Here is a 26,604-nt window from a genome sequence, read left to right on the forward strand (position 1 = left end):
AGCATGACCAACACAAGCTGGCTCGACACTCTCATCCAGGTCGTCATCATCCTCGCCCAGAGCCTGGCGCTCCTGGTCGGGCTGCTGATCGTGGTGGCCTATGTGCTGCTCGCCGACCGCAAGATCTGGGCGGCGGTGCAGATGCGGCGCGGGCCCAACGTGGTCGGGCCGTTCGGCCTGTTCCAGTCCTTCGCCGACCTCATCAAGTTCGTGCTGAAGGAGCCGGTGGTCCCGGACGGGTCGAACAAGGGCGTGTTCCTGCTCGCGCCCTTCGTCACCTGCCTGCTGGCGCTGGCGGCCTGGGCGGTGGTGCCGCTCGACGCCGGCTGGGTGGTGGCCGACATCAATGTCGGCGTGCTCTACATCTTCGCGATCTCCTCGCTCGGCGTGTACGGCGTCATCATGGGCGGCTGGGCGTCGAACTCGAAGTATCCGTTCCTGTCGGCGCTGCGCGCGGCGGCGCAGATGGTCTCCTACGAGGTGTCGATCGGCTTCGTCATCGTCACCGTGCTGATGTGCGCGGGCTCGCTGAATCTGTCGGCGATCGTCGAGGCGCAGAACACCCGCTACGGCATCCTCGGTTGGTACTGGCTGCCGCTGTTCCCGATGTTCGTGATCTTCTTCATCTCGGCGCTGGCCGAGACGAACCGCCCGCCCTTCGACCTTGGCGAGGCGGAATCCGAGCTCGTGGCCGGCTTCATGGTCGAGTACGGCTCGACCCCGTACATGATGTTCATGCTCGGCGAGTACGTGGCGATCATGACCATGTGCGCGCTGACCGCGATCCTGTTCATGGGCGGCTGGCTGCCGCCGCTGCCCTTCGCGCCCTTCACCTGGGTGCCGGGCGTGATCTGGTTCCTGCTCAAGGTTCTGCTGGTCTTCTTCATGTTCGCCATGGTGAAGGCGATGGTCCCGCGCTATCGCTACGACCAGCTCATGCGTCTCGGCTGGAAGGTGTTCCTGCCGATCTCGCTGTTCATGGTCGTGCTGGTCGCGGGCGTGCTGCACTTCTCGGGCCTGGCGCCCGGGGCGGGAGGTTGAGATGAGCGAGGGTGCGCTTGCGATCCTGTTCGAAGCCTCGGCGGTGGCCTGGGCGGGGGCGCTGATCGGCGCCCTGCTCGGGGCGGCCGAGTGGTTCATCCTGCCGCGGATGATGGAATTGTCGATCCGCGGTTCCCGAGAAGCCCGCAAGCTGAGCCGTGAGCAGCTGGAGGGCGTGGTTTCCTGGTGGAAGACGGTGATCCGGGTGTTCGCCGTCTCCATGCCGCTGGTGGGCTTCGGCCTCGCCGCGGCCATGGCCGAGTAAGGAGAGCGACATGAGATTGGACCTGGCGGCCCGCCAGCTGCTGCTCACCGAGTTCGTCTCGGCGTTCTTCCTGGCGATGCGCTACTTCTTCAAACCGAAGTCGACGCTGAACTACCCGTTCGAGAAGGGGCCGGTGAGCCCGCGCTTCCGCGGCGAGCACGCGCTGCGCCGCTATCCGAACGGCGAGGAGCGCTGCATCGCGTGCAAGCTTTGCGAGGCGATCTGCCCGGCGCAGGCCATCACCATCGAGGCCGGCCCGCGCCGCAACGACGGCACCCGCCGCACCACGCGTTACGACATCGACATGGTGAAGTGCATCTATTGCGGCTTCTGCCAGGAGGCCTGCCCGGTCGATGCCATCGTCGAGGGGCCGAACTTCGAGTTCGCCACCGAGACCCGCGAGGAACTCTACTACGACAAGGCCAAGCTGCTCGCCAATGGCGACCGCTGGGAGCGAGAAATCGCACGGAACATGGTGCTCGACGCACCATACCGTTGAGCGACGCAAGGGATTGGACGACGTGAAGATCGTGACGAGAGAAGCCGTAAAGGCGAGCGCTGCCGGCGGACGGGCTGTCCGTGCGGCAGGACGGGTCAGGGGGAGCCGGACATGAGCCTCGCCGCGCTGTTCTTCTATCTCTTCGCCGCCGTCGCGGTGGCGTCGGCCTTCATGGTCATCGCGTCGCGGAACCCGGTCCATTCCGTGCTGTTCCTGATCCTGACCTTCGTCAACGCGGCCGGGCTTTTCATCCTGATCGGCGCCGAGTTCCTCGCCATGCTGCTGGTGGTGGTCTATGTCGGCGCGGTCGCGGTGCTGTTCCTGTTCGTGGTGATGATGCTCGATGTCGACTTCGTCGAGCTGCGCCAGGGCTTCCTGCAGTACCTGCCGGTGGGCGCGCTGGTCGGCCTCGTCTTCCTCGCCGAGCTGGTGCTGGTGTTCGGTTCCTGGACCTTCGGCGAGGGGGTGACCGGGGCGGTGCTGCCGGCCGCGGCCGGCGTGTCGAACACGGTCCAGATCGGCCGGGTGCTCTACACCGACTACGTCTACTTCTTCCAGGCGGCGGGGCTGGTGCTGCTGGTGGCGATGATCGGCGCGATCGTGCTGACGCTGCGCCACAAGACGAACGTCAAGCGCCAGAGCATCCCGGTGCAGAACGCACGCACCAAGGCGGCGGCGATCGACGTCGTCAAGGTGCCGTCGGGCAAGGGGCTGTGACCATGGGAATCGGACTTCCGCACTACCTGACCGTCGCGGCCATCCTGTTCACGCTCGGGACGCTCGGCATCTTCCTCAACCGGAAGAACGTCATCGTCATCCTGATGTCGGTTGAGCTGATCCTGCTGGCAGTGAACATCAACTTCGTCGCCTTCTCCGCCTTCCTCGGCAACATCACCGGCCAGATCTTCGCTCTGTTCGTGCTGACGGTGGCCGCCGCCGAGGCCGCCATCGGCCTCGCCATCCTCGTGGTGTTCTACCGCAATCGCGGTTCGATCGCCGTCGAGGACATCAACACGATGAAGGGGTGAGGGGCCTTTCATGTATCAGGTCATCGTTTTCCTCCCTCTGCTCGGCTTCCTGATCGCGGGACTGTTCGGGCGGATGATCGGCGCGCGCGCGTCGGAGCTCGTCACCACGACGCTGCTCTTCATCGCCGCCTTCTTCGCCTGGATCGTGTTCTTCCGCACCACCTTCGGGGGCGAGGACGGCACGGTCGAGCTGTTCACCTGGATGTCGACCGGCGGGCTCGACGTCACCTGGGCGATCCGGGTCGACTCGCTCACCGCGGTCATGCTGATCCTGGTCACCACCGTCTCGGCGCTCGTGCACCTCTATTCGATGGGGTACATGCACGAGGACCCGAGCCGGCCGCGCTTCTTCGCCTATCTCTCGCTGTTCACCTTCGCCATGCTGACGCTGGTGACCAGCGACAACCTGGTGCAGCTGTTCTTCGGCTGGGAAGGGGTGGGCCTCGCCTCCTACCTGCTGATCGGCTTCTGGTACGACAAGCCCTCGGCCTGCGCCGCCGCGATGAAGGCGTTCATCGTCAACCGCGTGGGCGACTTCGGCTTCGCGCTCGGCATCTTCGCCGTCTTCATGATGACCGGCTCGGTCGCGTTCGAGCAGGTGTTCGCCAGCGCGCCCGCGCTGGTCGACAAGAACATCCTGTTCCTCGGCCATGAATGGCACGCGCCGACCATCATCTGCCTGTTGCTGTTCGTCGGCGCGATGGGCAAGTCGGCCCAGCTCGGCCTGCACACCTGGCTGCCGGACGCGATGGAAGGCCCGACCCCGGTGTCGGCGCTCATCCACGCCGCGACCATGGTCACAGCCGGCGTGTTCATGGTGGCGCGCCTGTCGCCGCTGTTCGAACTGTCGCAGACCGCGCTCAACGTGGTGCTGTTCGTCGGCGCCTCGACCGCCTTCTTCGCGGCGACGATCGGCTGCGTGCAGAACGACATCAAGCGCGTCATCGCCTACTCGACCTGCTCGCAGCTCGGCTACATGTTCACCGCGCTCGGCACGGGGGCCTATTCGGTCGGCGTCTTCCACCTGCTGACGCACGGCTTCTTCAAGGCGCTGCTGTTCCTTGCCGCCGGTTCGGTCATCACGGCGATGCACCACGAGCAGGACATGCGGCACATGGGCGGGCTGTGGCGGAAAATCCCGTTCACCTACGGCACCATGATGATCGGCGGCCTCGCGCTGACGGGCTTCCCCTTCACCGCGGGCTACTACTCGAAGGACGCGATCATCGAGACCGCCTTCGTCAGCAGCAGCCCGTTCGCGACCTATGCCTGGGTGCTGACCGTCGCCGCCGCGGCGCTGACCGCCTTCTACACCTGGCGGCAGATGTTCATGACCTTCCACGGCGAGACGCGCGCGGATCATCACACCTACGACCACGTGCACGAATCCCCGAAAACCATGCTGATCCCGCTGGGCGTGCTTTCGCTGGGCGCGCTCTTTGCCGGCATGATCCTGTACCCGTATTTCGTGGGGCACGACGTCGATCAGTTCTTCCGCGAAGCGATCTTCATGGGGCCGGAGAACAAGATCCTCGAGGAGATGCACCACATTCCCGGCTGGGCCAAATGGGCGCCGACGGCGATGATGGCACTGGGCTTCCTCACCGCCTACTGGATGTACATCGCCAACCCGGCGGTGCCGAAGGCGCTCGCGAAGCAGAATGACGTGCTGTACCGCTTCCTGCTGAATAAGTGGTACTTCGACGAGATCTACGACTTCCTGTTCGTGCGCACCACGAAGTGGCTCGGCAACTTCCTCTGGAAGCAGGGCGACATCCGCGTCATCGACGGCTACGGCCCGAACGGCGTGTCGGCCCGCGTGGTCGACGTCACCAACCGCGTGATCCGGCTGCAGACCGGCTATCTCTATCACTATGCGTTCGTGATGCTGGTGGGCGTCGCGGCCCTCATCACCTGGTTCATGTTCGGGGGCGCGCACTGATGTACGACTGGCCCATTCTCTCCGTCGTCACCTTCCTGCCCCTGGTCGGCGCGCTTCTCATCGTGCTGATGATCCGTGGCGACGACGAGGTCGCCAAGCGCAATGCGCGCTGGGTTGCCCTGTGGGCGACGCTGGTGACCTTCGTCATCTCGCTGCTTCTGCTGCTCGGCTTCGACCCGTCGGCGACCGAGTTCCAGTTCGTGGAGACGCGGAGCTGGATCGGCGACATCGCAGCTTACCGCATGGGCGTGGACGGCATCTCGCTGCCCTTCGTCCTGCTCACCACGCTGCTGATGCCGATGTGCATCCTGGCGAGCTGGGAGTCGATCCAGCTCCGCGTCAAGGAGTACATGATCTGCTTCCTGGTGCTCGAGACGCTGATGATCGGCACCTTCTCGTCGCTGGACCTGTTGCAGTTCTACATCTTCTTCGAAGGCGGCCTGATCCCGATGTTCATCATCATCGGCATCTGGGGCGGCAAGCGGCGCATCTACGCGACGTTCAAGTTCTTCCTCTACACGCTGGCTGGCTCGGTGCTCATGATGCTCGCCATCATGGCCATGTACTGGCAGTCCGGCACCACCGACATCGTCTCGCTGCTGCACTTCAACTTCCCGTCCGGCATGCAGAAGTGGCTATGGCTGGCCTTCTTCGCCTCCTTCGCAGTGAAGATGCCGATGTGGCCGGTGCACACCTGGCTGCCGGACGCGCATGTGGAGGCGCCGACCGCCGGTTCGGTGATCCTGGCGGGCATCCTGCTGAAGATGGGCGGCTACGGCTTCCTGCGCTTCAGCCTGCCCATGTTTCCGGAGGCGTCGGCCTATTTCGCGCCCTTCGTCTTCACGCTCTCGGTGATCGCGATCGTCTACACCTCGCTGGTCGCCCTGATGCAGGAGGACATCAAGAAGCTGATCGCCTATTCTTCGGTCGCCCATATGGGCTACGTGACGATGGGCATCTTCACCCTGACCCAGGCCGGCATCCAGGGCGCGGTGTTCCAGATGGTGAGCCACGGCTTCGTCTCGGGCGCGCTGTTCCTGTGCGTGGGCGTGGTGTACGACCGCATGCACACCCGCGAGATCGCCGCCTATGGCGGGCTCGTGCACCGCATGCCGATCTACGCCACGGTGTTCATGGTGTTCACCATGGCCAATGTCGGCCTGCCGGGCACCTCAGGCTTCATCGGCGAGTTCCTGACCCTGATCGCGACCTTCGGCCGGAACAGCTGGGTGGCGTTCTTCGCCACCAGCGGCGTCATCCTGTCCGCCTGCTACGCGCTGTGGCTCTACCGCCGCGTGATCTTCGGGCCGCTGGAGAAGGAGAGCCTCAAGAGCATTCTCGACCTCAACCATCGCGAGATGCTCTCCCTGATTCCGCTGCTGTTCTTCACCATCCTGTTCGGCATCTGGCCGCAGCCGATTCTCGACGCCTGCAATGTCGCGGTGAACGCCATCATGGCGCGCGCCGACGTGGCGAGCGGCGCCGTGAAGGCCGCGAGCCTGATGCTGCCGTGACCCGAACCGAGAGCCCCGCGGAGCCCCGCTCATGATCTTCACCCTGTCCGCGCTCGGTCCCGCGCTGCCCGAACTGCTGCTGGCCGTTTCCGCCGTCATCCTCATCCTGTTCGGCGCCATCGCCGGGCCGAAGTCGACCGACACCGTCAACGGCCTCGCGCTCGCGGCGATCTTCGCGGCGCTGGTGCTGGTGATCCTCGGCCCGTCCGAGGCGACGCTGTTCAACGGCAGCTTCCAGCTCGACGCCTATGCGCGCTTCCTCAAGGTGCTGGCGCTGCTGGCGGCGGGCAGCACGCTCGCCATGTCGGTCGACTGGCTGAAGGTGGAGAAGCAGGCCCGGTTCGAGTTCGCGATCCTGGTCATCCTGTCGACGCTCGGCATGATGATGCTGATCTCGGCCGGCGACCTGATCGCGCTCTATATGGGCCTCGAACTGATGAGCCTCGCGCTCTACGTGGTCGCGGCCAACAACCGCGATTCCGTGCGCTCGACCGAAGCTGGCCTCAAATATTTCGTCCTCGGCGCGCTGTCCTCGGGTATGCTGCTCTATGGCGCCTCGCTGATCTACGGCTTCACCGGCTCGGTCAACTTCCTCCACATCGCCGCCGCGGCGCAGGAGCCGACGCTCGGCCTGATCTTCGGCATCGTCTTCATCTTCGCGGGGCTGTGCTTCAAGGTCTCGGCGGTGCCGTTCCACATGTGGACGCCGGACGTCTATGAGGGCGCGCCCACGCCCGTCACGACCTTCTTCGCCGGCGCGCCGAAGGTTGCGGCCATGGCCGTGTTCGTGCGGGTGGCGATCGAGGCGCTGCCGCATGTCGTCCACCAGTGGCAGCAGATCGTCGTCTTCGTCTCCATCGCCTCCATGCTGCTCGGCTCCTTCGCGGCGATCGGCCAGCGCAACATCAAGCGCCTGATGGCCTATTCCTCGATCGGCCACATGGGCTACGCGCTGGTCGGCCTCGCGGCCGGCACCGAGCAGGGCGTGCGCGGCGTGCTGGTCTACATGACCATCTACGTGGCGATGACGCTCGGCACCTTCGCCTGCATCCTGTCGATGCGGCGCAAGGAGGGCATGGTCGAGAACTATGACGACCTCGCCGGGCTCGCCCGCACCAGCCCGGTGAAGGCGTTCCTGCTGGCGGCGCTCATGTTCTCGCTGGCGGGCATCCCCCCGCTCGCCGGCTTCCTGGCGAAGTACTACGTGTTCCTCGCCGCCATCCAGGCCGGGCTCTACACGCTGGCGGTGATCGGCGTGCTCTCGAGCGTGGTGGGCGCCTTCTACTATCTGCGCATCGTCAAGGTGATGTATTTCGACGAGCCGGCCGAGGCGTTCGAGCCGATGCCGACCGAGCTGCGCGCCGTGCTCGGCATCGCCGGCCTGTTTACGCTGCTGTTCTTCGTCTATCCCGCGCCGCTGCTGGCGGCGGCGGGCGCGGCGGCGAGGGCGCTCTTCTAGGGATGGTCCGCGTTCCGGGGGCGACGCCGGTCGTTCACTATCCGAGCATCGGCTCGACCAATGCGGAAGCGCTGGCGCAGGCGAGGGGGCCTGCGCCACGTTGGTTTGTAGCCGACCGCCAGACCGGCGGGCGCGGCCGGCGCGGCCGGCCATGGACGTCCGAGCCCGGCAATCTCTACGCCTCGCTGCTGCTGGTGGATGCGGGTCCCTCGGCCCGCCTGCCGGAGCTGTGCTTCGTCTCCGCGCTCGGCCTCTACGACGCCGTGCGGGCGGTGACGGGGATCGACCCGCTGCGCATCGGCCTCAAATGGCCGAACGACGTGCTGATCGACGGCGCCAAGCTCGCCGGCATCCTGTTGGAAGGCACGGTGCTGCCGGACGGACGCCCGGTGACGGTGATCGGCTTCGGCGTCAATTGCGCGCACCACCCCGCCGATACGCCCTATCCGACGACAGACCTCGCGGCGGCGGGCTATCCTACCGCGCCGATGGAGATGCTCGGCGCGCTCGACCTCGCCTTGCGCGCACGGCTCGACGAATGGGCGCGCGGCGCCGGATTCGACGAGACGCGCGAAGCGTGGATCCGGCGGGCGCCCGGCCTCGGGCGCGAGGTGACGGTACGCTTCGGCGACCGCGAGGCCAGCGGAGTGTTCGAGGCGCTGGACTTTTCCGGTGCTATGGTTCTGCGCCGCGCCGATGGCGTGCGCGAGACGATCAGCGCCGGCGACGTATTCCCGTCGCCCGGCGTTCAGGCGTGAAAGGCAAGTTGAGTGAGCAAGTCGCCGGACGAGTTGGTTTTCGCCGCATTGGGAGGTGTCGGCGAGATCGGCATGAATCTCGGGGTGTATGGCTACGGCCCGAAGAACCGGCGCAAATGGCTCGCGGTCGACCTCGGCATTTCCTTCGCGCCGCCGGAAATTCCGGGCATCGACATCATCATGCCGGACGTCGCCTTCCTCGAGGAGGAGCGCGAGCGCGGCAACCTCGTCGGGCTGGTGCTGACCCACGGCCATGAGGACCATGTCGGCGCGCTGGTCGACCTATGGCCTAAGCTCGGCTGCCCGGTCTATACGACGCCCTTCACCCACGCGCTGGCGGAGGCGCGCCGGCTCGGCGAGCCGGGCGCGCCGAAGATCCCCTTCCACGTGGTGCCCTCGGGCGGGCGGGCGCAGATTGGCCCGTTCGACGTCGAGTTCCTGCCGGTCGCCCATTCCATTCCCGACAGCCACGCGCTGGGGCTGCGCACCGCGCTCGGCCTCGTCGTGCACACGGGCGACTGGAAGATCGACCCGACGCCCGTGGTCGGCAACGTCACCGATCCGGCGCGCTTCTCCGCGCTCGGCGACGAGGGCGTGCGCGCGGTCGTCTGCGATTCGACCAATGCCATCCGCGAGGGCATCTCGCCCTCCGAGACCGACGTGCAGGGCGTGCTGGCGGAGTTGATCGGCAAGGCCCCGCACCGGGTCGCCGTGACCACCTTCGCCTCCAACGTCGCGCGCATCCGCTCCATCGCCGAGGCGGCGATGCGCACCGGGCGCGAATGCGTGCTGGTGGGACGCGCCATGGAGCGGGTGATCACGGTCGCGCGCGAGCAGCACCTGCTCGACGGCCTGCCCCCGTTCCGCTCGGCGGACGCCTACGGCTTCCTGCCCCGCGACAAGGTGGTGGCGATCCTCACCGGCAGCCAGGGTGAGCCGCGCGCCGCGCTTGCCCGCATCGCCGATGACGACCACCCCGAGATCGCGCTCTCGCCCGGCGATCAGGTGATCTTCTCCTCGCGCACCATCCCCGGCAACGAGCGCGCGGTGAACCGCATCATCAATGCGCTGGTGCTGCAGGGGGTGAAGGTCATCACCGACCGCGACGGGCTGGTGCACGTCTCCGGCCATCCGCGCCGGGGCGAGCTCGAGCAGATGTACAAGTGGCTGCGCCCGCAGGTCTCGGTGCCGGTGCATGGCGAGCCGCTACACCTTTCCGAGCACGCCGACCTCGCCCGGGCCGCCGGCGTGCGGGAGGTCGTGCGCCTCGTCGACGGCGACATGGTGCGCCTTGCCAGCGCCGATCCCTCGCTCGCCGCCGAGGTGATCGAGGAGGTGCCGGTCGGGCGCCTCTACAAGGACGGCCACGTGCTGGTCGCCTCGGCCGATTCCTCGATCGCCGAACGCCGGCGCATGTCCTTCGCCGGCCTGGTCTCGGTCGCGGTGGCGATGAGCGCCAAGGGCGAGGTGGTGGGCGATCCGATGATCGACCTGTCGGGCGTTCCCCAGCGCGGCTCCGGCGGCAAGCTGCTCGACGACGTGATCGAGGATGCCGTGCTCGACTGCCTGGACGGCCTGCCCAAGCCGCGCCGGCGCGATCCCGACGCGGTGGCGGAATCGCTCACACGGGCCGTGCGCGGCGCGCTGAATGCCTCATGGGGCAAGAAGCCGCTCTGCCATGTGCTCGTCATCACGGTATGAAGGAGCCGTTCGAACGAACGGAGGGCGCATCATGATCGGCCGCCTCAACCACGTCGCGATCGCCGTGCCCGACCTCGCCGCGGCGATCGCCACCTACCGCGACACGCTCGGCGCGAACGTCTCCGCTATCGTGCCACAGCCCGAGCACGGGGTGGACACGGTGTTCGTGGAACTGCCCAACACCAAGATCGAACTGCTCGGCGCGCTCGGCGAGGAATCGCCGATCGCCCGCTTCCTGCAGCGCAACCCGGACGGCGGCATCCACCATCTGTGCTACGAGGTCGACGACATCGTCGCCGCGCGCGACCGGCTGAAGGCGGCCGGGGCGCGCGTGCTGGGCTCGGGCGAGCCGCGCATCGGCGCCCATGGCAAGCCGGTGCTGTTCCTGCACCCGAAGGACTTCCTCGGCACGCTCGTCGAGCTCGAGCAGGCCTGAGGTGACGTCATGGGGCTGACCACATGAAGCTGACCACATGGGGCTGACCACCTACATCGCCATCTATTTCATCGTCTGGTGGGTGGTGATCTTCGCCGTCCTGCCGTTCGGCGTGCGCTCGCAGCACGAGGACGGCAAGGTGGAGGACGGCACCGAGCCGGGCGCGCCGCAGCGCCCGCAGCTGCTGCGCAAGGCGCTGATCACCTCGGTGGTCGCGCTCATCGTCGTGCTGGTCATCGCCTGGATCATCGAGTCGGGCTGGATCAGGCTCGATATGTTCCCGATGCCATTCGATCCGAAGCTCTACGACCTGAAATAACGCCCCGGCGCGGTCGAAGAAAAAGCCAGTCGAGCAAAAAAAAAGAGGCGGGACCTCGGCCCCGCCTACTCTTTGATCTGACCGCCCGCACCCGGTTCCGCGCCGTTTCGGCATCTGCCGGGGGGCTTTCTTGACCGTCATTCCTCCCGAGACCTGGACCGGCATCGCGCTGGAAGCGGCGACTGGCGGACCTCTTTCTAGAGGCCGGCAACATAGAGCAAACGAAGCGCGCTTGTCATCCCTGCGTCGCAATAGTTCTATTGTGCAATGCAATAGAACGGGATCGGGGAGCGCCGGCCCCGCACGTAAGTTCGGGCCGGACAGCTGCGGTGGCCGCAAGGGCTTGTCTTTTCGCGACCGATCCGGTTTCACTCGCCCATCCCGCCGCAGGCGCGGCGCCGGTCGAATCGCGAGTCCTTTCCTATGCGTCTTTCCCGCTATTTCCTTCCGATCCTCCGCGAAGTGCCGAAGGAAGCGGAGATCGTTTCGCATCGACTGATGCTGCGGGCCGGCATGATCCGGCAGGAGAGCGCCGGTATCTATGCCTGGCTGCCGCTCGGCAAGCGCGTCCTCGACAAGATCTGCGCCGTGATCCGCGAGGAGCAGAACCGCTCAGGCGCCATCGAGATCATGATGCCGACCATCCAGTCGGCCGATCTGTGGCGCGAGAGCGGGCGCTACGAGGACTATGGCAAGGAGATGCTTCGCATCAAGGACCGGCACGAGCGCGAGATGCTCTACGGGCCGACCAATGAGGAAATGCTCACCGAGATCGTCCGCGCCTATGTGAAGTCCTACAAAGACCTGCCGCTGAACCTCTACCACATCCAGTGGAAGTTCCGCGACGAGGTGCGCCCGCGCTTCGGCGTCATGCGCTCGCGCGAGTTCCTGATGAAGGACGCCTATTCGGTCGACCTCGATTTCGAGAGCGCGGTCGCCGCCTATAACCGCATGTTCGTCGCCTATCTGCGCACGTTCGAGCGGCTCGGTCTGAAGGCGATCCCGATGGTGGCCGACACCGGGCCGATCGGCGGCAACCACAGCCACGAGTTCATCATCCTCGCCACCACCGGCGAGAGCCAGGTGTTCTGCCACTCGGCCTATCTCGAAATGCCCACCCCCGATTCCGGGGTGGATTTCGATAACGCTGGGGAACTGCAATCCATCGTGAACCGCTGGACAAGCCATTATGCGGCCACGGAGGAAAAGCATGACGAGGAGGCCTTCGCGGCGATTCCCGAAGAGAATCGTCTCTCCGCGCGGGGCATCGAGGTCGGTCACATCTTCTACTTCGGCACCAAATATTCCGAGCCCATGGGCGCCAAGGTTGCAGGCCCCGACGGCGTCGAGCGGCCGGTCCATATGGGCTCCTACGGCATCGGCCCCTCGCGCCTCGCGGCCGCGATCATCGAGGCCTCCCACGACGAGAACGGCATCATCTGGCCGGAGGCGATCGCGCCCTTCCGCGTCGGCGTGCTGAACCTCAAGGCGGGCGACGCGGCGACGGACGCGGCGTGCGAATCCATCTATGCCGAACTGACGGCCCGCGGCGTCGACGTGCTCTACGACGACACCGACGAGCGGCCGGGTTCGAAATTCGCCACCGCGGACCTGATCGGCCTGCCGTGGCAGATCATCGTCGGGCCGAAGGGCCTCGCCGCCGGCACGGTCGAGCTCAAGCGCCGCGCCGACGGCTCGCGCGAGACGCTGCCGGTCGAGGCGGCGCTGGCGAAGATCGTCGGCTGAGCGCGAAGGGCGAGCGGAGAACGCATGGCGGCACGAAGCGAGGCGCGGCGGGGCAAGGTGGCTAGGGGATCGGCCGGCAAGGCGAAGGCGAGCAAGGCGGCGGCGGGCGCGTCCGCGATGCCGGACGCCGAGCCGACCGGCACGCGCCCGTTCAGCGCCTATGAGTGGATGCTGTCGCTGCGCTATCTGCGCGCGCGCCGCAAGGAAGGCTTCATCTCCGTCATCGCCGGCTTCTCCTTTCTCGGCATCATGCTCGGCGTGGCGACGCTGATCATCGTCATGGCGGTGATGAACGGCTTCCGCACCGAATTGCTGTCGAAGATCCTCGGCCTCAACGGCCACCTGCTGATCCAGCCGCTCGACAACCCGCTGACCGACTACGACGCCGTGGCCAAGCGGATCGCCGGCGTGCCGGGCATCAAGCTTGCCGTGCCGCTGGTGGAAGGGCAGGCGCTGGCCTCCTCGGCCTTCAACGCCGGCGGCGTGCTGGTGCGCGGCATCTCCGAGGCAAATCTGCGCGCGCTGCCCTCGATCGGCTCAAACATCCGCGAGGGCACGCTGGACGGCTTCGACCAGGGCTCGGGCATCGCCATCGGCAAGCGGCTCGCCGACCAGCTCTCGCTCAGGGCGGGCGACAACCTCACGCTGGTGGCGCCGCGCGGCTCGGTCACGCCCATGGGCACCACGCCGCGCATCAAGGTCTACAAGATCGCGGCGGTGTTCGAGATCGGCATGTCGGAATATGACAGCGCCTTCGTCTTCATGCCGCTCACCGAGAGCCAGGCCTATTTCAACAAGAATGGCGACGTGACCGCGATCGAGGTCTACACCGACAACCCGGACGACGTGGAGCGCCTGCGCCCGCTGGTGCACGCCGCCGCCGAGCGGCCGGTCTACATCGTCGACTGGCGCCAGCGGAACGCCACCTTCTTCAACGCACTGCAGGTCGAGCGGAACGTTATGTTCCTCATCCTCACCCTCATCGTGGTGGTGGCGGCGTTCAACATCGTCTCCGGCCTCAACATGCTGGTGAAGGACAAGGGGCGCGATATCGGCATCCTGCGCACCATGGGCGCCTCGCGCGGGGCGATCATGCGGATCTTCCTCGTCACCGGCGCGGCCATCGGCGTCGTCGGCACGCTGGCCGGCTTCGTGCTGGGGCTGGTGGTATGCCTGAACGTCGAGGAGATCCGACAGTTCATCTCCTGGATCACCGCCACCGAGCTGTTCTCCCCCGAGCTCTACTATCTCAGCCGGCTGCCGGCGGAGATGAACGCGGGCGAGACCGCGACGGTGGTGCTGATGTCTCTGGTCCTGTCCTTCCTCGCTCCGCTCTACCCGTCCTGGCGCGCCGCGCGCCTCGATCCGGTCGAAGCGCTTCGCTACGAGTGAGGCGAGGATGACGGTCGCATTGCGCCTCGAAGGCATCGAACGCAGCTATGTGCAGGGCGAGGGTACGCTGCACATCCTGCGCGACGCGGAGTTCACGGTGATGGAGGGCCAGTCCGTCGGGCTGGTCGCGCCGTCCGGCACCGGCAAGTCGACGCTGCTGCACATCGCCGGCCTGCTGGAGCACCAGGACAAGGGCGAGGTCTATATCGGCGGCACAGCGACCGCCGGGCTCGCCGACGCCGCGCGCACCCGCATCCGCCGCACCGATGTCGGCTTCGTCTACCAGTTCCACCACCTGCTGCCGGAGTTCTCCGCGCTCGAGAACGTCATGCTGCCGCAGATGATCCGCGGCCTGTCGCGGCGCGAGGCTTCCGCGCGGGCGAAGGAACTGCTGAGCTATCTCGGTCTCGGCCAGCGGCTGGAGCATCGCCCGGGCGAACTGTCCGGCGGCGAGCAGCAGCGCGTCGCCATCGCCCGCGCGGTCGCCAACGCGCCGCGGGTGCTGCTGGCGGACGAGCCGACCGGCAATCTCGACCCGCACACGGCGGACCACGTGTTCCACGCGCTGTCGCAGCTCGTGGAGGCGACCGGCCTCGCGGCGGTGATCGCCACCCACAATCTGGACCTCGCCCAGCGGATGCACCGCCGGGTGACGCTCCAGGAAGGCAAGGTCGTCGAGCTGCGCTAGCGCGCCGGGCAGGGCGCCGGCAGAGGCGAAACCAGCCGCCGGGTCGAGCGCCGTTGCCGTGACATGCTACCTCCCCTAATTTGTGCCCATGGGCGCGGAACGGGGGCGATGGTGGAGTATCTGACGCAGTATCTCGGCCGGTTCGATCATATGACGTTGCTCGCCATAGCGGTGGCGGCGGCGGTGGTGATCATCATCGCCCTGCGCTGGACCGGCCAGCGCTACGTCGCGCCGAAGGCGCGGCTGGCACTCAGCGGTGACGGCAGCTTCGAATACGGCGTCGCCGGCGCCGACGCGCACCAGCCGGCGCTGGGGCGGATCGCGGGGCGCAACCCGCCCGCATCGGGGCAGGAGTGCCTGGCCGAACTGATTCCCGAAGCGGCGCAGACCGGCGAACTGACGGCGATCTGGGTCCGCGTCGAGGAGGCCCGCGTCGGCCATGTCGCCGTGCACGAGATCGTCCATTTCGAGAAGGTGCTGAAGGGGCGCGCGGCGCGCTGCGACGCCATCGTCGTCGGCAGCGCCCGTTCCGGGCTGCAGCTCAGGCTCGATCTCGTCTGGCCGCCGCAGCTGCGCGAGCCGCGCTAATAGCGGGAAACTGTCCGCAAATATTTCCGTATCGTAAACCATTGCGCGGAACGAAAGAAGAACAAGGGTTGATTCTGGGGATTGCGAGGATAATGTTCTCTATATGTTCCATGGAGGTCGACATGATCCGCATCCTTCTTCAGGAAGTCGCCACGCTCGCTTCGGTCGGGCTGTTCGTCGCCATGATCGGCCTGTGGGCCGGCGTCTTCACCGGCATCTGAGGACAGCGGGGATGGCGCCCGCGAGCGGTAGACGCGCCGCGCCCGAGCGCCCACCCTTGAGGCAGTGAGTCGGGAGAGTTGAACATGGCGCTGTCGGATGTCGGGTTCGTGCACCTGCACGTCCATTCCTCCTATTCGCTGCTGGAGGGCGCGCTCTCGGTGGCGAAGCTCGCCGAGCTCGCGAAGCAGGACCGCCAGCCCGCGATCGCGCTCACCGACACCGGCAATCTGTTCGGCGCGCTCGAATTCTCGGAGAAGCTCGCGGGGGCGGGGATCCAGCCGATCCTCGGCTGCTCGCTCGCCATCGAGTTCCCCGGCTCCCAGCCGCGTGGGCCCGCCAGCGCGCAGCGCCCGCGCATCGTGCTGCTGGCCGCGAGCGAGGAGGGCTGGGGCAACCTGATGGAGCTGGTGTCTCGCTCCTATCTCGACACCGCCGCCGACGGCGCGCCGCATCTCAAGCTCGACTGGCTGGAAGGTCTCACCGGCGGGCTGATCGCCCTGACCGGCGGTCCCGCCGGCCCGATCGACCGGGCGCTGTCGGCCGGCAGCAACGACCATGCCGAGCAGCGCCTTGCCGCGCTGGCCGGCCTGTTCGGCGACCGGCTCTATGTCGAGGTCCAGCGCCACGGCGTGGCGGAGGAGCGGCGGGTCGAGGCGGCGCTGATCGAACTCGCCTACCGCTTCGAGCTGCCGCTGGTCGCCGCCAACGAGCCGTTTTTCGCCGCCGAGGGGGACTATGAGGCGCATGACGCGCTGATCTGCATCGCCGAGGGCCGGATCGTCGCCGACCCGGACCGTCGCCAGCTCTCGCCGCAGCACCGGTTCCGCACCCGCGCGGAGATGATGGAGCTGTTCGCCGACCTGCCGGAGGCGCTGGCGAACACGATCGAGATTGCTCGCCGCTGCGCCTATCGCCCGCGCACGGTCAAGCCGATCCTGCCGCGCTTCACGCTGGAGCGTGACGAGGCGGAGGAACTGCGGATCCAGGCGCAGGAAGGGCTGGTGCGCCGGCTCGCCGTCCACGGGCCGGCACCGGGACTGAGCGAGAAGGACTACGAGGACCGCCTCGCCTTCGAGCTCGGGATCATCGAGAAGATGAAGTTTCCCGGCTACTTCCTTATCGTGTCTGACTTTATCAAATGGGCGAAGGCGCAGGGAATTCCCGTCGGGCCGGGCCGTGGCTCGGGCGCGGGCTCGCTGGTCGCCTATTCGCTGACCATCACCGATCTCGACCCGCTGCGGTTCGGGCTGCTGTTCGAGCGCTTCCTGAACCCCGAGCGCGTGTCGATGCCCGACTTCGACATCGACTTCTGCCAGGAGCGCCGCGACGAGGTGATCCGCTACGTGCAGCAGCGCTACGGGCGCGATCAGGTGGCGCAGATCATCACCTTCGGCACGCTGCAGGCGCGCGGCGTGCTGCGCGACGTCGGCCGCGTGCTGGAGATGCCCTACGGCCAGGTCGACAAGCTGTGCAAGCTGGTGCCGCAGAACCCGGCCAATCCGGTGTCGCTCAAGCAGGCGATCCAGGACGAGCCGCGCCTCCAGGGCGAGAGCGAGGCGAACCCGGTGGTGAAGCGGGCCTTCGACATCGCCACCAAGCTGGAGGGCCTCAACCGCCACGCCTCGACCCATGCCGCCGGCATCGTGATCGGCGACCGGCCGCTGGCGAAGCTCGTGCCGCTCTACCGCGATCCGCGCTCCGACATGCCGGTGACGCAGTACAACATGAAGTGGATCGAGCAGGCGGGGCTGGTGAAGTTCGACTTCCTCGGCCTGAAGACGCTTACCGTGCTGCAGACCGCCGTGCGGCTGGTGGCGCAGCGGGGCATCAAGCTCGACCTGTCGACCATCCCGCTCGATGACGCGGCGAGCTACTCCATGCTCACCCGCGGCGAGACGGTGGGCGTGTTCCAGGTTGAAAGCGCGGGCATGCGGCGCGCGCTGGTCGACATGAAGCCGGACCGGCTGGAGGACATCATCGCCCTCGTCGCGCTCTACCGGCCGGGGCCGATGGCGAACATCCCGGTCTACTGCGCGGTGAAGAACGGCCAGGAGGACGCGGTCTACGTCCATCCCGCGCTCGAGGCGAGCCTGAAGGAGACCTACGGCGTCATCATCTACCAGGAACAGGTGATGCAGATCGCGCAGACGCTGTCGGGCTACTCGCTCGGCGAGGCGGACCTGCTGCGGCGCGCCATGGGCAAGAAGATCCGCGCCGAGATGGACAAGCAGCGCGCGCGCTTCGTCGACGGCGCGGTCGAGCGCGGCGTCGCCAAGGCCAAGGCGTCGGAGATCTTCGACCTGCTCGCCAAGTTCGCCGACTACGGTTTCAACAAGAGCCACGCGGCGGCCTATGCGCTGGTCGCCTACCAGACCGCCTATATGAAGGCGAACTACTGCACCGAGTTCCTCGCCGCCTCGATGACGCTCGACATGGGCAACACCGATAAGCTGGCGGAATTCCGCCAGGAGGCGCAGCGGCTCGGCATCAAGGTGATGCCGCCATCGGTGAATTATTCGGGGCGCGAATTCGCGGTCGAGGACGGGCGCATCCTCTACGCGCTCGCCGCCATCAAGGGCGTGGGCGTGCTCGCGGTGGACGCCATCGTCGAGGCGCGCGGCGACCGGCCGTTCGCCAGCCTCGCCGACTTCGCCTCGCGCATCAACGCCAAGGCGCTGAACAAGCGGACCATGGAGAGCCTGGTCAATGCCGGCGCGTTCGACGCGCTGGAGCCGAACCGCGCGCGGGCGGCGGCGGCGATCGATTCGATCCTGGCGCACGCCGCCTCGGTCGGCGCGGAAGCCGCGATCGGGCAGGGCAACATGTTCGGCGGGCCGACGCAGGCGGTGGAACTGCCGATCCCGGCCGCCGCGCCCTGGCTGCCGGCCGACCGGCTGCAGAAGGAATATGAGGCGATCGGCTTCTTCCTCACCGGCCATCCGCTCGACGACTACGCCAAGGCGCTGGATAAGCTGCGGGTGCAGCGCTGGACCGACTTCACCCGCTCGGTGCGCGCGGGCTCGATCGCCGGACGCCTCGCCGCCACCGTGGTGAGCAAGCAGGAGCGGCGGACCAAGAGCGGCAGCAAGATGGGCATCGTCGGGCTTTCCGACCCGTCCGGCCAGTTCGAGGCGGTGTTGTTCTCCGAGGCGCTGGCGCAATATCGCGAATTGCTGGAGCCGGGCACGGCGCTGCTGCTGCAGGTCTCGGCCGAGCTCCAGGGCGAGGACGTGCGCGCGCGCATCCAGACCGCCGAGCCGCTCGACGCGGCGACCGCGCGCATGCAGAAGGGCATGCGCATCTTCCTGCGCTCGCCTGATCCGCTGGAGAGCGTGGCGGCCCGGCTGGGCGCGCTGGGCGGCGGGCGAGGGGACGGGGAGGTCGCCTTCGTGCTGCTGCTCGGCGAGCGCGGTGCGACCGAGGTCGAGGTGAAGCTGCCGGGGCGGTTCAGCCTCTCGCCACAGATCGCCGGTGCCATCAAGGCGGTGCCGGGCGTGGTGGAGGTCGAGGCGCACTAGCCTTCGGAACTAGCCTCGGGAACTTGCCTTCGGATCGTGCTTCCTGATCCGGCGACGGGGTCTTTGCCGTCAGCCTCGCCTCCCGGGCGAGGTCAGGACCTCGGCCATCGCGGCGGGGGCGGTGCCCATAGCGGTGCGCCTGAATAGGACCTGCGGTGTCGTCATCTACCAGGAACAGGTGATACAGAACGCGCAGACGCTGTCGGGGGTCTTCGCTCGGCGAGGCGGCGGCTGCGCCGCGCCACGGGCAAGAAGATCTGTACCGAGGCCCTGTCCGGCCATGGCTGTTTCAGCGATGGTGCGGCTTTCGGGCGGGCCCGCAACCGGCGCGACATGCGCCTGTCCTTGCCGTTGCGTCCCATCCGACCCATATGCTTGCGCGTATGCGCGGCTTCGCCTATAAGCCGCGCCATTCCGCACGCGGACTCGCGGCCGGATACCCTTTGACACGACTGCACGCTTCGACGTGACCGAGACGTGGCTCTGACGGGGCATCCATCGCCGTTCCGGTGCCGTAAGCCGAAATCCCTCGGCACGGCCATGTCCGCGGAGGCTTAACCGGACGAGAAACGACGATGGCGCTTCCTGATTTCACCATGCGTCAGCTCCTTGAAGCTGGCGTGCACTTCGGACATCAGTCCCACCGCTGGAACCCGAAGATGGCTCCGTTCATCTTCGGCACCCGCAACAACATCCACATCATCGACCTGGCGCAGACCGTGCCCTCGCTGCACCGTGCGCTGCAGGCGGTGTCCGACACCGTGGCCCGCGGCGGCCGTGTGCTGTTCGTCGGCACCAAGCGCCAGGCGTCGGACGCGGTGGCCGATGCGGCCAAGCGGTCGGCCCAGTACTACGTCAACTCCCGCTGGCTCGGCGGCATGCTGACCAACTGGAAGACGATCTCGCACTCGATCGCGCGCCTGAAGAAGCTCGAGGAGCTCCTGAACGCCGGCGAGGGCGTCGGCTACACCAAGAAGGAGCGTCTGACGCTGCAGCGCGAGAAGGAGAAGCTCGACCGCGCGCTGGGCGGCATCCGCGATATGGGCGGCATCCCCGACCTGCTGTTCGTGATCGACACGAACAAGGAAGATCTGGCCGTCGCGGAGGCCCGCCGTCTCGGCATCCCGGTCGCGGCGATCCTCGACACCAATTGCGATCCGGACGGCATCGCCTTCCCGGTGCCGGGCAATGACGACGCCGGTCGCGCGATCAACCTCTATTGCGACCTCATCGCCCGCGCCGCGATCGACGGCATCGGCCGCGCCCAGGGCGATCTCGGTATCGACGTCGGCGCCTCCGAGGTGCCGATGGTCGAGGACCTGCCGGTCGAGGCCGAGGCCACCTGGTCGAGCTTCGAGCCGCTCTCGGGCCCGCGCGGCATCGCCGACGACCTGAAGAAGCTGACCGGCGTCTCGCCGGAGATCGAGAAGAAGCTGACCGATCTCGGCATCTTCCACTATTCGCAGATCGCCGGCCTCGACGCGGCGGACGCGCATCGCCTCGGTGAGGAAGTCGGCCTGCCGGGTCGTGTCGAAGGCTGGATCGCCCAGGCGAAGGGCCTCACCGCCGAGGTCGAGTGACCGTCCGCCTTCGCGACGGCGTCACATAGCGACGCCAAGCATTGGCGGCGCCAGATACTGCACCGCGCGGCCGGCCCGGAACCCTCCGGCCGGCCGTGTCGTCGAATGACACATGAGATCGTGTGAGGAATTGAATATGGCCAACATCACCGCGGGCATGGTGAAGGAACTGCGCGAGAAGACCGGCGCGGGCATGATGGACTGCAAGGCCGCCCTGAACGAGGTCGAGGGCGACATCGAGGCCGCCGTCGACTGGCTGCGCAAGAAGGGTCTCGCCAAGGCCGCCAAGAAGGCCGGCCGCGTCGCCGCCGAGGGCCTGATCGGCATCGCCACCGAGGGCAACAAGGGCGTCGTCGTCGAGATCAACTCCGAGACCGACTTCGTCGCGCGCAACGAGCAGTTCCAGCAGCTGGTGCGCGGCATCGCCACGGTGGCGCTGACCGCCGGCGCCGACATCGAGGCGATCAAGGCCGCCCCGTTCCCGGCCGGCGGCACGGTGGAGGAGACCATTTCCTCCACGATCGCCACCATCGGCGAGAACATGACGCTGCGCCGCGCCGCTGAGCTCGAGGTGACTTCCGGCGTCGTCGGCACCTATGTACACGGCTCGGTGAGCGAGGGCCTCGGCAAGATCGGCGTGCTGGTCGCGCTCGAATCCGAGGGCAAGGCGGACGAGCTCGCGCAGCTCGGCCGGCAGATCGCCATGCACGTCGCCGCCGCCAACCCGCAGGCGCTCGACGCTGCCGCCATCGACCCGGATGTCGTTGCCCGCGAGCGCGGCGTGCTGGCGGAGAAGGCCAAGGCCTCCGGCAAGCCGGAGAACGTCGTCGAGAAGATCGTCGAGAGCGGCCTGAAGACCTTCTACAAGGAGGTCACTCTGGTGGAGCAGGCGTTCATCCACGATCCCTCCAAGACCGTCGCCCAGGCGGTGAAGGAGAGCGAGGGCCGGGTCGGCGCGCCGGTGCGCATCGTCGGCTTCGTGCGCTTCGCGCTCGGCGAGGGCGTGGAGAAGCAGGAGAGCGACTTCGCCGCCGAGGTCGCGGCCGCGGCCGGCGCCTGATCGCCGATCGTTGATAAGTCCACGCCGGGCCGTCACCGTGCTGCCCGGCGTGCTTTACTGCGCGCGGTCGCGAATCGCGCAAAGCCGAGGTGCCCCATGACGATGCCGTCCGAGCCGGACAATCTCGCCTATGGGCGCGTGTTGGTTAAGGTTTCCGGCGAAGCGCTGATGGGAAGCGAGGCCTTCGGCCTCCACTGGCCGACCATCGAGCGCATCGCCCGCGATCTGGTCGACGCCAAGGAAACCGGCGCCGAGATCGCCGTCGTCGTGGGGGGCGGCAACATCCTTCGCGGGGCGAGCGTCGCCGGCGAGGGGCTCGACCGCGCCACCGCCGACCATATGGGCATGCTCGCCACGGTGATGAACGCGCTGGCGCTCGAGAAGGCGGTCGAGCATGCCGGCAGCCCGGCGCGCACCCTGTCGGCGATCCCGATGCCGACGATCTGCGAGCCCTATGCGCGCCAGACCGCGGCGCGTCACCTCTCGCGCGGCCGCATCGTTCTGCTCGCCGGCGGCACCGGCAATCCCTATTTCACCACCGATACCGGCGCGGTGCTGCGCGCGGCCGAGCTCGAATGCCACGCCGTGATGAAGGCGACCAATGTGGACGGCGTCTACACCGCCGACCCCAAGCTCGACCCTTCCGCCACCCGTTATGACCGACTGACGCATGACGAGGCTCTGGCCAAGGACCTCAAGGTCATGGATGCTGCGGCTTTCGCTCTCGCCCGCGAAGCCAGCCTGCCTATCGTGGTGTTCTCGATCCGTGAGCCGGGCGCCATCGCCGCCGCCATCCGGGGGCAGGGGCGCGCGACCACGGTTGCGCCTTAACGGCTTGCCTCCGGGCGCAAGACCATTGATATAGCCGCAACCCGAGACGGGCCCGGCCGCGGACGACCGGCGCGCCTGCCGCGCCGGGAGCATGAAGAGACGAGGTTTGCCATGAGCTCTGAGACGATCGACATTGCCGATCTGAAACGCCGCATGCAGGGCGCGATCAGCGTGCTGAAACAGGAGCTTTCCGGATTGCGCACCGGCCGCGCTTCGGCAAGCCTGCTGGAACCGATCCAGGTCGAAGCCTATGGCAGCCACATGCCTCTCAGTCAGGTCGCATCGGTGAACGTGCCCGAACCCCGCCTGCTGTCGGTGCAGGTGTGGGACCGCGGCATGGTCTCGGCGGTAGAGAAGGCGATCCGCGATTCCAATCTCGGCCTCAACCCGCAGACCGAAGGGCAGGTGCTGCGCGTGCGCATTCCCGAGCTCACGCAGGAGCGGCGCCAGGAACTGGTGAAGGTTGCGCATAAATATGCCGAGGCCGCCCGCGTTTCGATCCGTCACGTGCGCCGCGACGGGCTCGACACGCTGAAGAAGGCGGAGAAGGATGGCGAGATGAGCTCGGACGAGCTCAGCCGCATGTCCGATCAGGTCCAGAAGGCTACCGACCAGTCGATCGTCGAGGTCGACCAGGTTCTGTCGACGAAGGAAAAAGAGATACTGGCCGTCTAGGCGCGCCAGGCTCCTGGAGGGGGGCCTCCGTGAATGTCATGAAGCTGGGGGCACGACCGAGTGCCTCGATCGGACCGGAGAAGATGTCGCGGGCGGGCGGTGCGGGCCCTCGCCACGTCGCCATCATCATGGACGGCAACGGCCGGTGGGCGAGGGCCCACGGGCTGCCGCGCGCCGAGGGTCATCGCCGCGGCGTCGAGGCGGTGCGCCGGACGATAGCGGCCGCGCGCGAACTCGGCATCGAGGCGGTGACGATCTACAGCTTCTCGAGCGAGAACTGGTCGCGCCCGGCGGCGGAGATCGGCGAGCTGATGTCGCTGCTCAAGCGCTTCATCCGCTCAGACCTCAGGGACCTGCACACCAAGAATGTGCGCGTGCGCATCATCGGCGAGCGCCATCCCTCCGACAATGAGGTGCAGGCGCTGCTGGAAGAGGCCGAGGAGCTGACCCGGCACAACACTGGCCTCAACCTGACGGTGGCGTTCAATTACGGGGCGCGCAACGAGATCCTGCGCGCGGCGCGCAAGCTCGCCGCCGAGATCGCGGCCGGCCGGCTGGATGCGTCGCAAATCTCCGAGCAGGACCTTGCCGGCGCGCTCGACACCGCGGACCTGCCCCCGCTCGATCTGGTGATCCGCACCAGCGGCGAGCAGCGCCTGTCGAACTTCCTGTTGTGGCAGTCGGCCTATGCCGAGCTGGTCTTCCTTCCGGTGCTCTGGCCCGATTTCGATCGCAGCTGGCTGGAGCAGGCGCTGGCAGAATACGCCCGACGCGACCGGCGTTTCGGCGGCCTCGACCCGGCGGAGCGGTGACGCAGTGCGGCTCGGTGCCGATTTCCTGCCAAGGCTGGCTTCCGCCCTGGTGCTGGCGCCGGTCGTCATCGGCGCCGCGATCCTGGGCGGATGGCCGTTCGAGATCCTGGTCGGCGTCGCCGCCGTGCTGGTGCTGTGGGAATGGGTCGGCATCGTCGGTGGCCGGCCGCGGGCGGTGCTGGTGTCGGTCGGCGGGGCCGGGCTGCTCGCTGCCCTGCTGATTCTCCATATACGTCCGCCGGCGTCGGCTGTGATGATCGTCGCGCTGGCGCTGGTGGCGACCGCGCTGATCGCGCGCGGCGGGCGCACCGCGCGGCTGTGGACGCCGTTCGGCGTGCTCTATGCGGCGGCGATGGCGATTCCCGTCGGCGTGCTGAGGGACGATCCCGCGCTCGGGCTCGCGAGCCTCGTCTGGCTGTTCGCCGTGGTGTGGAGCACCGACGTCGCCGCCTATTTCTGCGGCCGGCTGATCGGCGGGCCCAAGCTCTGGCCGCGCGTCAGTCCCAACAAGACCTGGTCCGGCGCCATCGGCGGCACGGCCTTCGGTACGCTGGCGGGCATGATCGTGGTGCATCTGGCCGGCATCGAGAGCTTCATGCTGGCCGCGCCGGTGGCGGTGCTCGCCAGCGTGGTGAGCCAGGCGGGCGATCTGTTCGAATCGTCGATGAAACGGCGCTTCGGGGTGAAGGATTCGAGCGCCCTGATTCCCGGCCATGGCGGGCTGATGGATCGGCTGGACGGCTTCATCGCCGCGGCCGCGCTGGCGCTCGTGGTCGGGCTGCTGCGCGACGGCGCCGCGCCGGCCCAGGGGCTGCTGATCTGGTAATGCGGCAATGCGGCGCCAAAGACCGGTCAATTGCTCAGGACTTTTGCCCAAGTTCGCCTTAAACCACCCCTAAAGGGTGTGCTGCGGATCATTCGGCGCAGACGTTGGGAAACTCGACATGGAAATTCTCGCCTCGATGGGCGGCACCGCAAGCTGGCTTCTCGGCTACGTCATCCCCTTCCTGTTCGTGCTCACCATCGTGGTCTTCTTCCACGAGCTCGGGCATTTCTGGGTGGCGCGCCGGGCGGGCGTGACGATCGTCGCGTTCTCCATCGGCTTCGGCCCCGAGCTGGTCGGTTTCTACGACCGGCACGGCACGCGCTGGAAGATTTCCGCGATTCCCCTCGGCGGCTACGTCAAGTTCCTCGGCGACGACAACGCTGCCAGCACGCCCGACCGGGCCCAGCTCGAGCAGATGAGCGAGGCCGACCGGCGCGGCAGCTTCTTCCACAAGCCGGTGGCGGCGCGGGCGGCGATCGTGGCGGCGGGCCCGATCGCCAACTTCATCCTCGCCATCGTCATCTTCTCGGTGCTGTTCATGACCGTCGGCCGGCCGGTGATGACGCCGCTGGTGGACGCGGTGCAGCCGGGCAGCGCGGCGGAGAAGGCCGGGTTCCAGCCGCACGACCTCATCCTGTCCATCGACGGCACGCCGATCGAGACCTTCAGCGACATGCAGCGCATCGTCAGCGTCAGCGCCGACGAGCCGCTGCGGATCGAGATCGACCGCGACGGCCAGCACCTGACGCTGACCGCGACGCCGGACCGGCGCGAGATCACCGACCGCTTCGGCAACGTGCAGCGGCTCGGCGTGCTGGGGATCTCGCGCTCGACCGGGGGCGGGGAGATCAAGACCCAGACCTACGGCCCGGTGCAGGCCGTCACCATGGCCACGCGCGAGGTCTGGTTCATCGTCGATCGCACCTTCAGCTATATCGGCGGGGTGGTGACGGGACGCGAATCCGCCGACCAGCTTGGCGGGCCGATCCGAATCGCGCAGGTATCGGGTCAGGTCGCGACCTTCGGCATGGCGGCGCTGCTTCAGCTCGCCGCGGTGCTCTCGGTGTCGATCGGTCTTCTTAACCTCTTTCCCGTACCGTTGCTGGACGGAGGACATCTGCTTTTCTACGCCATCGAAGCGCTGCGCGGCCGGCCGCTCAGCGAACGGGCGCAGGAGGTCGGGTTTCGGATCGGGCTGGCTCTGGTGCTGATGCTGATGCTGTTTGCGACTTGGAACGATATCCTCAATATATCAAAATCTTGAGCCGCTTGGAGAGCGGCGTGGCGCACGCGCCACGCCTCGGGGAAAAGGTGTCTGTGAGGGTTCCGTTCGGTTTGCAGGCCCAGCAAAAGCCTGTACAAGCGGGACGCACGGTGAAGGATCGTGGCAGCGTGCGCGCGCTTGCGGTCACGACGTCAGAACAACGGTAAGGTTGCGCACCAGATGGCTGCTTGTGTCCGGTTTGTGAGTAGAATGGCCTCGGTCGTCGGTGTCGTCGCACTGATGGCTGTTGTCGGTGTCGCCGGAACTGTCGTGGCGCCCGTCGCCGCTGTCGCCCAGAGTTCAAGCTCGATCATCGTCGAGGGCAACCAGCGTGTGGATGCGGACACGATCCGCTCCTATTTCGCGACCGATCCGGGGCAGTCGCTGACGCCGGCGAAGATCGACGAGGCGCTGAAGTCGCTCTACGCGACGGGGCTGTT

Annotated in this window: 25 protein-coding genes; all 25 read left to right on the forward strand. The window is 67.3% G+C overall.

What is annotated here, in order from left to right; genetic code table 11:
- Positions 1-3 precede the first annotated feature (3 nt).
- Positions 4-1,041, forward strand: coding sequence for an NADH-quinone oxidoreductase subunit NuoH (gene nuoH, locus NVS83_RS23270; protein WP_258734978.1), 1,038 nt, complete (start codon positions 4-6; stop codon positions 1,039-1,041).
- Position 1,042: 1 nt separating this feature from the next.
- Positions 1,043-1,306: a hypothetical protein gene (locus tag NVS83_RS23275; protein ID WP_258734977.1), complete on the forward strand. Its 264-nt coding sequence runs from the start codon at positions 1,043-1,045 to the stop codon at positions 1,304-1,306.
- A 10-nt stretch (positions 1,307-1,316) separates the two neighbouring features.
- Entirely contained in the window at positions 1,317-1,805 is a 489-nt protein-coding gene (nuoI, locus tag NVS83_RS23280; RefSeq protein ID WP_258734976.1) for an NADH-quinone oxidoreductase subunit NuoI, read from the forward strand.
- Positions 1,806-1,916: 111 nt separating this feature from the next.
- Entirely contained in the window at positions 1,917-2,522 is a 606-nt protein-coding gene (locus NVS83_RS23285; RefSeq protein WP_258734975.1) for an NADH-quinone oxidoreductase subunit J, read from the forward strand.
- Positions 2,523-2,524: 2 nt separating this feature from the next.
- Complete coding sequence (gene nuoK, locus NVS83_RS23290; RefSeq protein WP_258734974.1) at positions 2,525-2,833, forward strand: NADH-quinone oxidoreductase subunit NuoK; 309 nt, start codon at positions 2,525-2,527, stop codon at positions 2,831-2,833.
- Between the two features lie 10 nt (positions 2,834-2,843).
- Positions 2,844-4,775, forward strand: a complete 1,932-nt coding sequence (gene nuoL / locus NVS83_RS23295) for an NADH-quinone oxidoreductase subunit L (protein ID WP_258741694.1) — start codon at positions 2,844-2,846, stop codon at positions 4,773-4,775.
- Positions 4,775-6,289: an NADH-quinone oxidoreductase subunit M gene (locus tag NVS83_RS23300; protein WP_258741696.1), complete on the forward strand. Its 1,515-nt coding sequence runs from the start codon at positions 4,775-4,777 to the stop codon at positions 6,287-6,289. Before nuoL ends, NVS83_RS23300 begins: the two co-directional genes overlap by 1 nt.
- Before the next feature lie 31 nt (positions 6,290-6,320).
- Positions 6,321-7,748 (forward strand): NADH-quinone oxidoreductase subunit NuoN, encoded by a 1,428-nt coding sequence (nuoN, locus tag NVS83_RS23305; protein ID WP_258734971.1) that lies wholly within the window; start codon positions 6,321-6,323, stop codon positions 7,746-7,748.
- A 2-nt stretch (positions 7,749-7,750) separates the two neighbouring features.
- On the forward strand, positions 7,751-8,506 hold the full coding sequence (locus NVS83_RS23310) for a biotin--[acetyl-CoA-carboxylase] ligase (protein ID WP_258741697.1): 756 nt from the start codon (positions 7,751-7,753) through the stop codon (positions 8,504-8,506).
- Positions 8,507-8,518: 12 nt separating this feature from the next.
- Entirely contained in the window at positions 8,519-10,207 is a 1,689-nt protein-coding gene (locus NVS83_RS23315; RefSeq protein WP_258741698.1) for a ribonuclease J, read from the forward strand.
- Between the two features lie 31 nt (positions 10,208-10,238).
- On the forward strand, positions 10,239-10,643 hold the full coding sequence (gene mce, locus NVS83_RS23320) for a methylmalonyl-CoA epimerase (protein WP_258741700.1): 405 nt from the start codon (positions 10,239-10,241) through the stop codon (positions 10,641-10,643).
- A 37-nt stretch (positions 10,644-10,680) separates the two neighbouring features.
- Positions 10,681-10,962 carry a DUF1467 family protein gene (locus NVS83_RS23325; RefSeq protein ID WP_258734967.1) on the forward strand — a complete coding sequence of 94 codons (282 nt, stop codon included), beginning with the start codon at positions 10,681-10,683 and terminating at the stop codon, positions 10,960-10,962.
- A gap of 423 nt (positions 10,963-11,385) precedes the next feature.
- Positions 11,386-12,708, forward strand: coding sequence for a proline--tRNA ligase (gene proS / locus NVS83_RS23330; protein WP_258734966.1), 1,323 nt, complete (start codon positions 11,386-11,388; stop codon positions 12,706-12,708).
- A 117-nt stretch (positions 12,709-12,825) separates the two neighbouring features.
- On the forward strand, positions 12,826-14,100 hold the full coding sequence (locus NVS83_RS23335; RefSeq protein ID WP_258735082.1) for a lipoprotein-releasing ABC transporter permease subunit: 1,275 nt from the start codon (positions 12,826-12,828) through the stop codon (positions 14,098-14,100).
- Positions 14,101-14,107: 7 nt separating this feature from the next.
- Complete coding sequence (locus NVS83_RS23340) at positions 14,108-14,788, forward strand: ABC transporter ATP-binding protein (protein ID WP_258734965.1); 681 nt, start codon at positions 14,108-14,110, stop codon at positions 14,786-14,788.
- A gap of 108 nt (positions 14,789-14,896) precedes the next feature.
- Positions 14,897-15,376, forward strand: a complete 480-nt coding sequence (locus NVS83_RS23345; protein ID WP_258741702.1) for a hypothetical protein — start codon at positions 14,897-14,899, stop codon at positions 15,374-15,376.
- A 305-nt stretch (positions 15,377-15,681) separates the two neighbouring features.
- The gene (gene dnaE, locus NVS83_RS23350) at positions 15,682-19,116 is read left to right on the forward strand and encodes a DNA polymerase III subunit alpha (RefSeq protein ID WP_258741712.1); all 3,435 of its coding nucleotides are present in this window, start codon (positions 15,682-15,684) and stop codon (positions 19,114-19,116) included.
- Positions 19,117-19,691: 575 nt separating this feature from the next.
- A complete protein-coding gene (locus NVS83_RS23355; RefSeq protein ID WP_258734962.1) occupies positions 19,692-20,696 on the forward strand; it encodes a 30S ribosomal protein S2 in 1,005 nt (334 codons plus the stop codon).
- A 136-nt stretch (positions 20,697-20,832) separates the two neighbouring features.
- Entirely contained in the window at positions 20,833-21,756 is a 924-nt protein-coding gene (gene tsf / locus NVS83_RS23360) for a translation elongation factor Ts (RefSeq protein ID WP_258741713.1), read from the forward strand.
- 96 nt (positions 21,757-21,852) lie between these two features.
- A complete protein-coding gene (gene pyrH / locus NVS83_RS23365; RefSeq protein WP_258734960.1) occupies positions 21,853-22,587 on the forward strand; it encodes a UMP kinase in 735 nt (244 codons plus the stop codon).
- Between the two features lie 111 nt (positions 22,588-22,698).
- On the forward strand, positions 22,699-23,262 hold the full coding sequence (gene frr / locus NVS83_RS23370; protein WP_258734959.1) for a ribosome recycling factor: 564 nt from the start codon (positions 22,699-22,701) through the stop codon (positions 23,260-23,262).
- 38 nt (positions 23,263-23,300) lie between these two features.
- On the forward strand, positions 23,301-24,074 hold the full coding sequence (locus NVS83_RS23375) for an isoprenyl transferase (protein ID WP_258741729.1): 774 nt from the start codon (positions 23,301-23,303) through the stop codon (positions 24,072-24,074).
- 4 nt (positions 24,075-24,078) lie between these two features.
- On the forward strand, positions 24,079-24,900 hold the full coding sequence (locus NVS83_RS23380) for a phosphatidate cytidylyltransferase (RefSeq protein WP_258741715.1): 822 nt from the start codon (positions 24,079-24,081) through the stop codon (positions 24,898-24,900).
- Positions 24,901-25,018: 118 nt separating this feature from the next.
- Positions 25,019-26,164, forward strand: coding sequence for an RIP metalloprotease RseP (rseP, locus tag NVS83_RS23385; protein WP_258741725.1), 1,146 nt, complete (start codon positions 25,019-25,021; stop codon positions 26,162-26,164).
- Between the two features lie 210 nt (positions 26,165-26,374).
- Positions 26,375-26,604, forward strand: a 230-nt coding sequence (locus tag NVS83_RS23390) for a POTRA domain-containing protein (RefSeq protein WP_258741727.1), incomplete at its 3' end; no start/stop codon positions are given.

This window comes from Ancylobacter mangrovi, from assembly GCF_024752335.1.
In the GTDB taxonomy this organism is placed as follows: Bacteria; Pseudomonadota; Alphaproteobacteria; order Rhizobiales; family Xanthobacteraceae; genus Ancylobacter; species Ancylobacter mangrovi.

Excerpts from the sequence above, each read along its gene's own strand:
- nuoH (WP_258734978.1), top strand. The coding sequence starts at position 4 with ATGACCAACACAAGCTGGCTCGACACTCTCATCCAGGTCGTCATCATC.
- NVS83_RS23275 (WP_258734977.1), top strand. The coding sequence starts at position 1,043 with ATGAGCGAGGGTGCGCTTGCGATCCTGTTCGAAGCCTCGGCGGTGGCC.
- nuoI (WP_258734976.1), top strand. The coding sequence starts at position 1,317 with ATGAGATTGGACCTGGCGGCCCGCCAGCTGCTGCTCACCGAGTTCGTC.
- NVS83_RS23285 (WP_258734975.1), top strand. The coding sequence starts at position 1,917 with ATGAGCCTCGCCGCGCTGTTCTTCTATCTCTTCGCCGCCGTCGCGGTG.
- nuoK (WP_258734974.1), top strand. The coding sequence starts at position 2,525 with ATGGGAATCGGACTTCCGCACTACCTGACCGTCGCGGCCATCCTGTTC.
- nuoL (WP_258741694.1), top strand. The coding sequence starts at position 2,844 with ATGTATCAGGTCATCGTTTTCCTCCCTCTGCTCGGCTTCCTGATCGCG.
- NVS83_RS23300 (WP_258741696.1), top strand. The coding sequence starts at position 4,775 with ATGTACGACTGGCCCATTCTCTCCGTCGTCACCTTCCTGCCCCTGGTC.
- nuoN (WP_258734971.1), top strand. The coding sequence starts at position 6,321 with ATGATCTTCACCCTGTCCGCGCTCGGTCCCGCGCTGCCCGAACTGCTG.
- NVS83_RS23310 (WP_258741697.1), top strand. The coding sequence starts at position 7,751 with ATGGTCCGCGTTCCGGGGGCGACGCCGGTCGTTCACTATCCGAGCATC.
- mce (WP_258741700.1), top strand. The coding sequence starts at position 10,239 with ATGATCGGCCGCCTCAACCACGTCGCGATCGCCGTGCCCGACCTCGCC.
- NVS83_RS23325 (WP_258734967.1), top strand. The coding sequence starts at position 10,681 with ATGGGGCTGACCACCTACATCGCCATCTATTTCATCGTCTGGTGGGTG.
- proS (WP_258734966.1), top strand. The coding sequence starts at position 11,386 with ATGCGTCTTTCCCGCTATTTCCTTCCGATCCTCCGCGAAGTGCCGAAG.
- NVS83_RS23335 (WP_258735082.1), top strand. The coding sequence starts at position 12,826 with ATGCCGGACGCCGAGCCGACCGGCACGCGCCCGTTCAGCGCCTATGAG.
- NVS83_RS23340 (WP_258734965.1), top strand. The coding sequence starts at position 14,108 with ATGACGGTCGCATTGCGCCTCGAAGGCATCGAACGCAGCTATGTGCAG.
- NVS83_RS23345 (WP_258741702.1), top strand. The coding sequence starts at position 14,897 with ATGGTGGAGTATCTGACGCAGTATCTCGGCCGGTTCGATCATATGACG.
- dnaE (WP_258741712.1), top strand. The coding sequence starts at position 15,682 with ATGGCGCTGTCGGATGTCGGGTTCGTGCACCTGCACGTCCATTCCTCC.
- NVS83_RS23355 (WP_258734962.1), top strand. The coding sequence starts at position 19,692 with ATGGCGCTTCCTGATTTCACCATGCGTCAGCTCCTTGAAGCTGGCGTG.
- tsf (WP_258741713.1), top strand. The coding sequence starts at position 20,833 with ATGGCCAACATCACCGCGGGCATGGTGAAGGAACTGCGCGAGAAGACC.
- pyrH (WP_258734960.1), top strand. The coding sequence starts at position 21,853 with ATGACGATGCCGTCCGAGCCGGACAATCTCGCCTATGGGCGCGTGTTG.
- frr (WP_258734959.1), top strand. The coding sequence starts at position 22,699 with ATGAGCTCTGAGACGATCGACATTGCCGATCTGAAACGCCGCATGCAG.
- NVS83_RS23375 (WP_258741729.1), top strand. The coding sequence starts at position 23,301 with ATGAAGCTGGGGGCACGACCGAGTGCCTCGATCGGACCGGAGAAGATG.
- rseP (WP_258741725.1), top strand. The coding sequence starts at position 25,019 with ATGGAAATTCTCGCCTCGATGGGCGGCACCGCAAGCTGGCTTCTCGGC.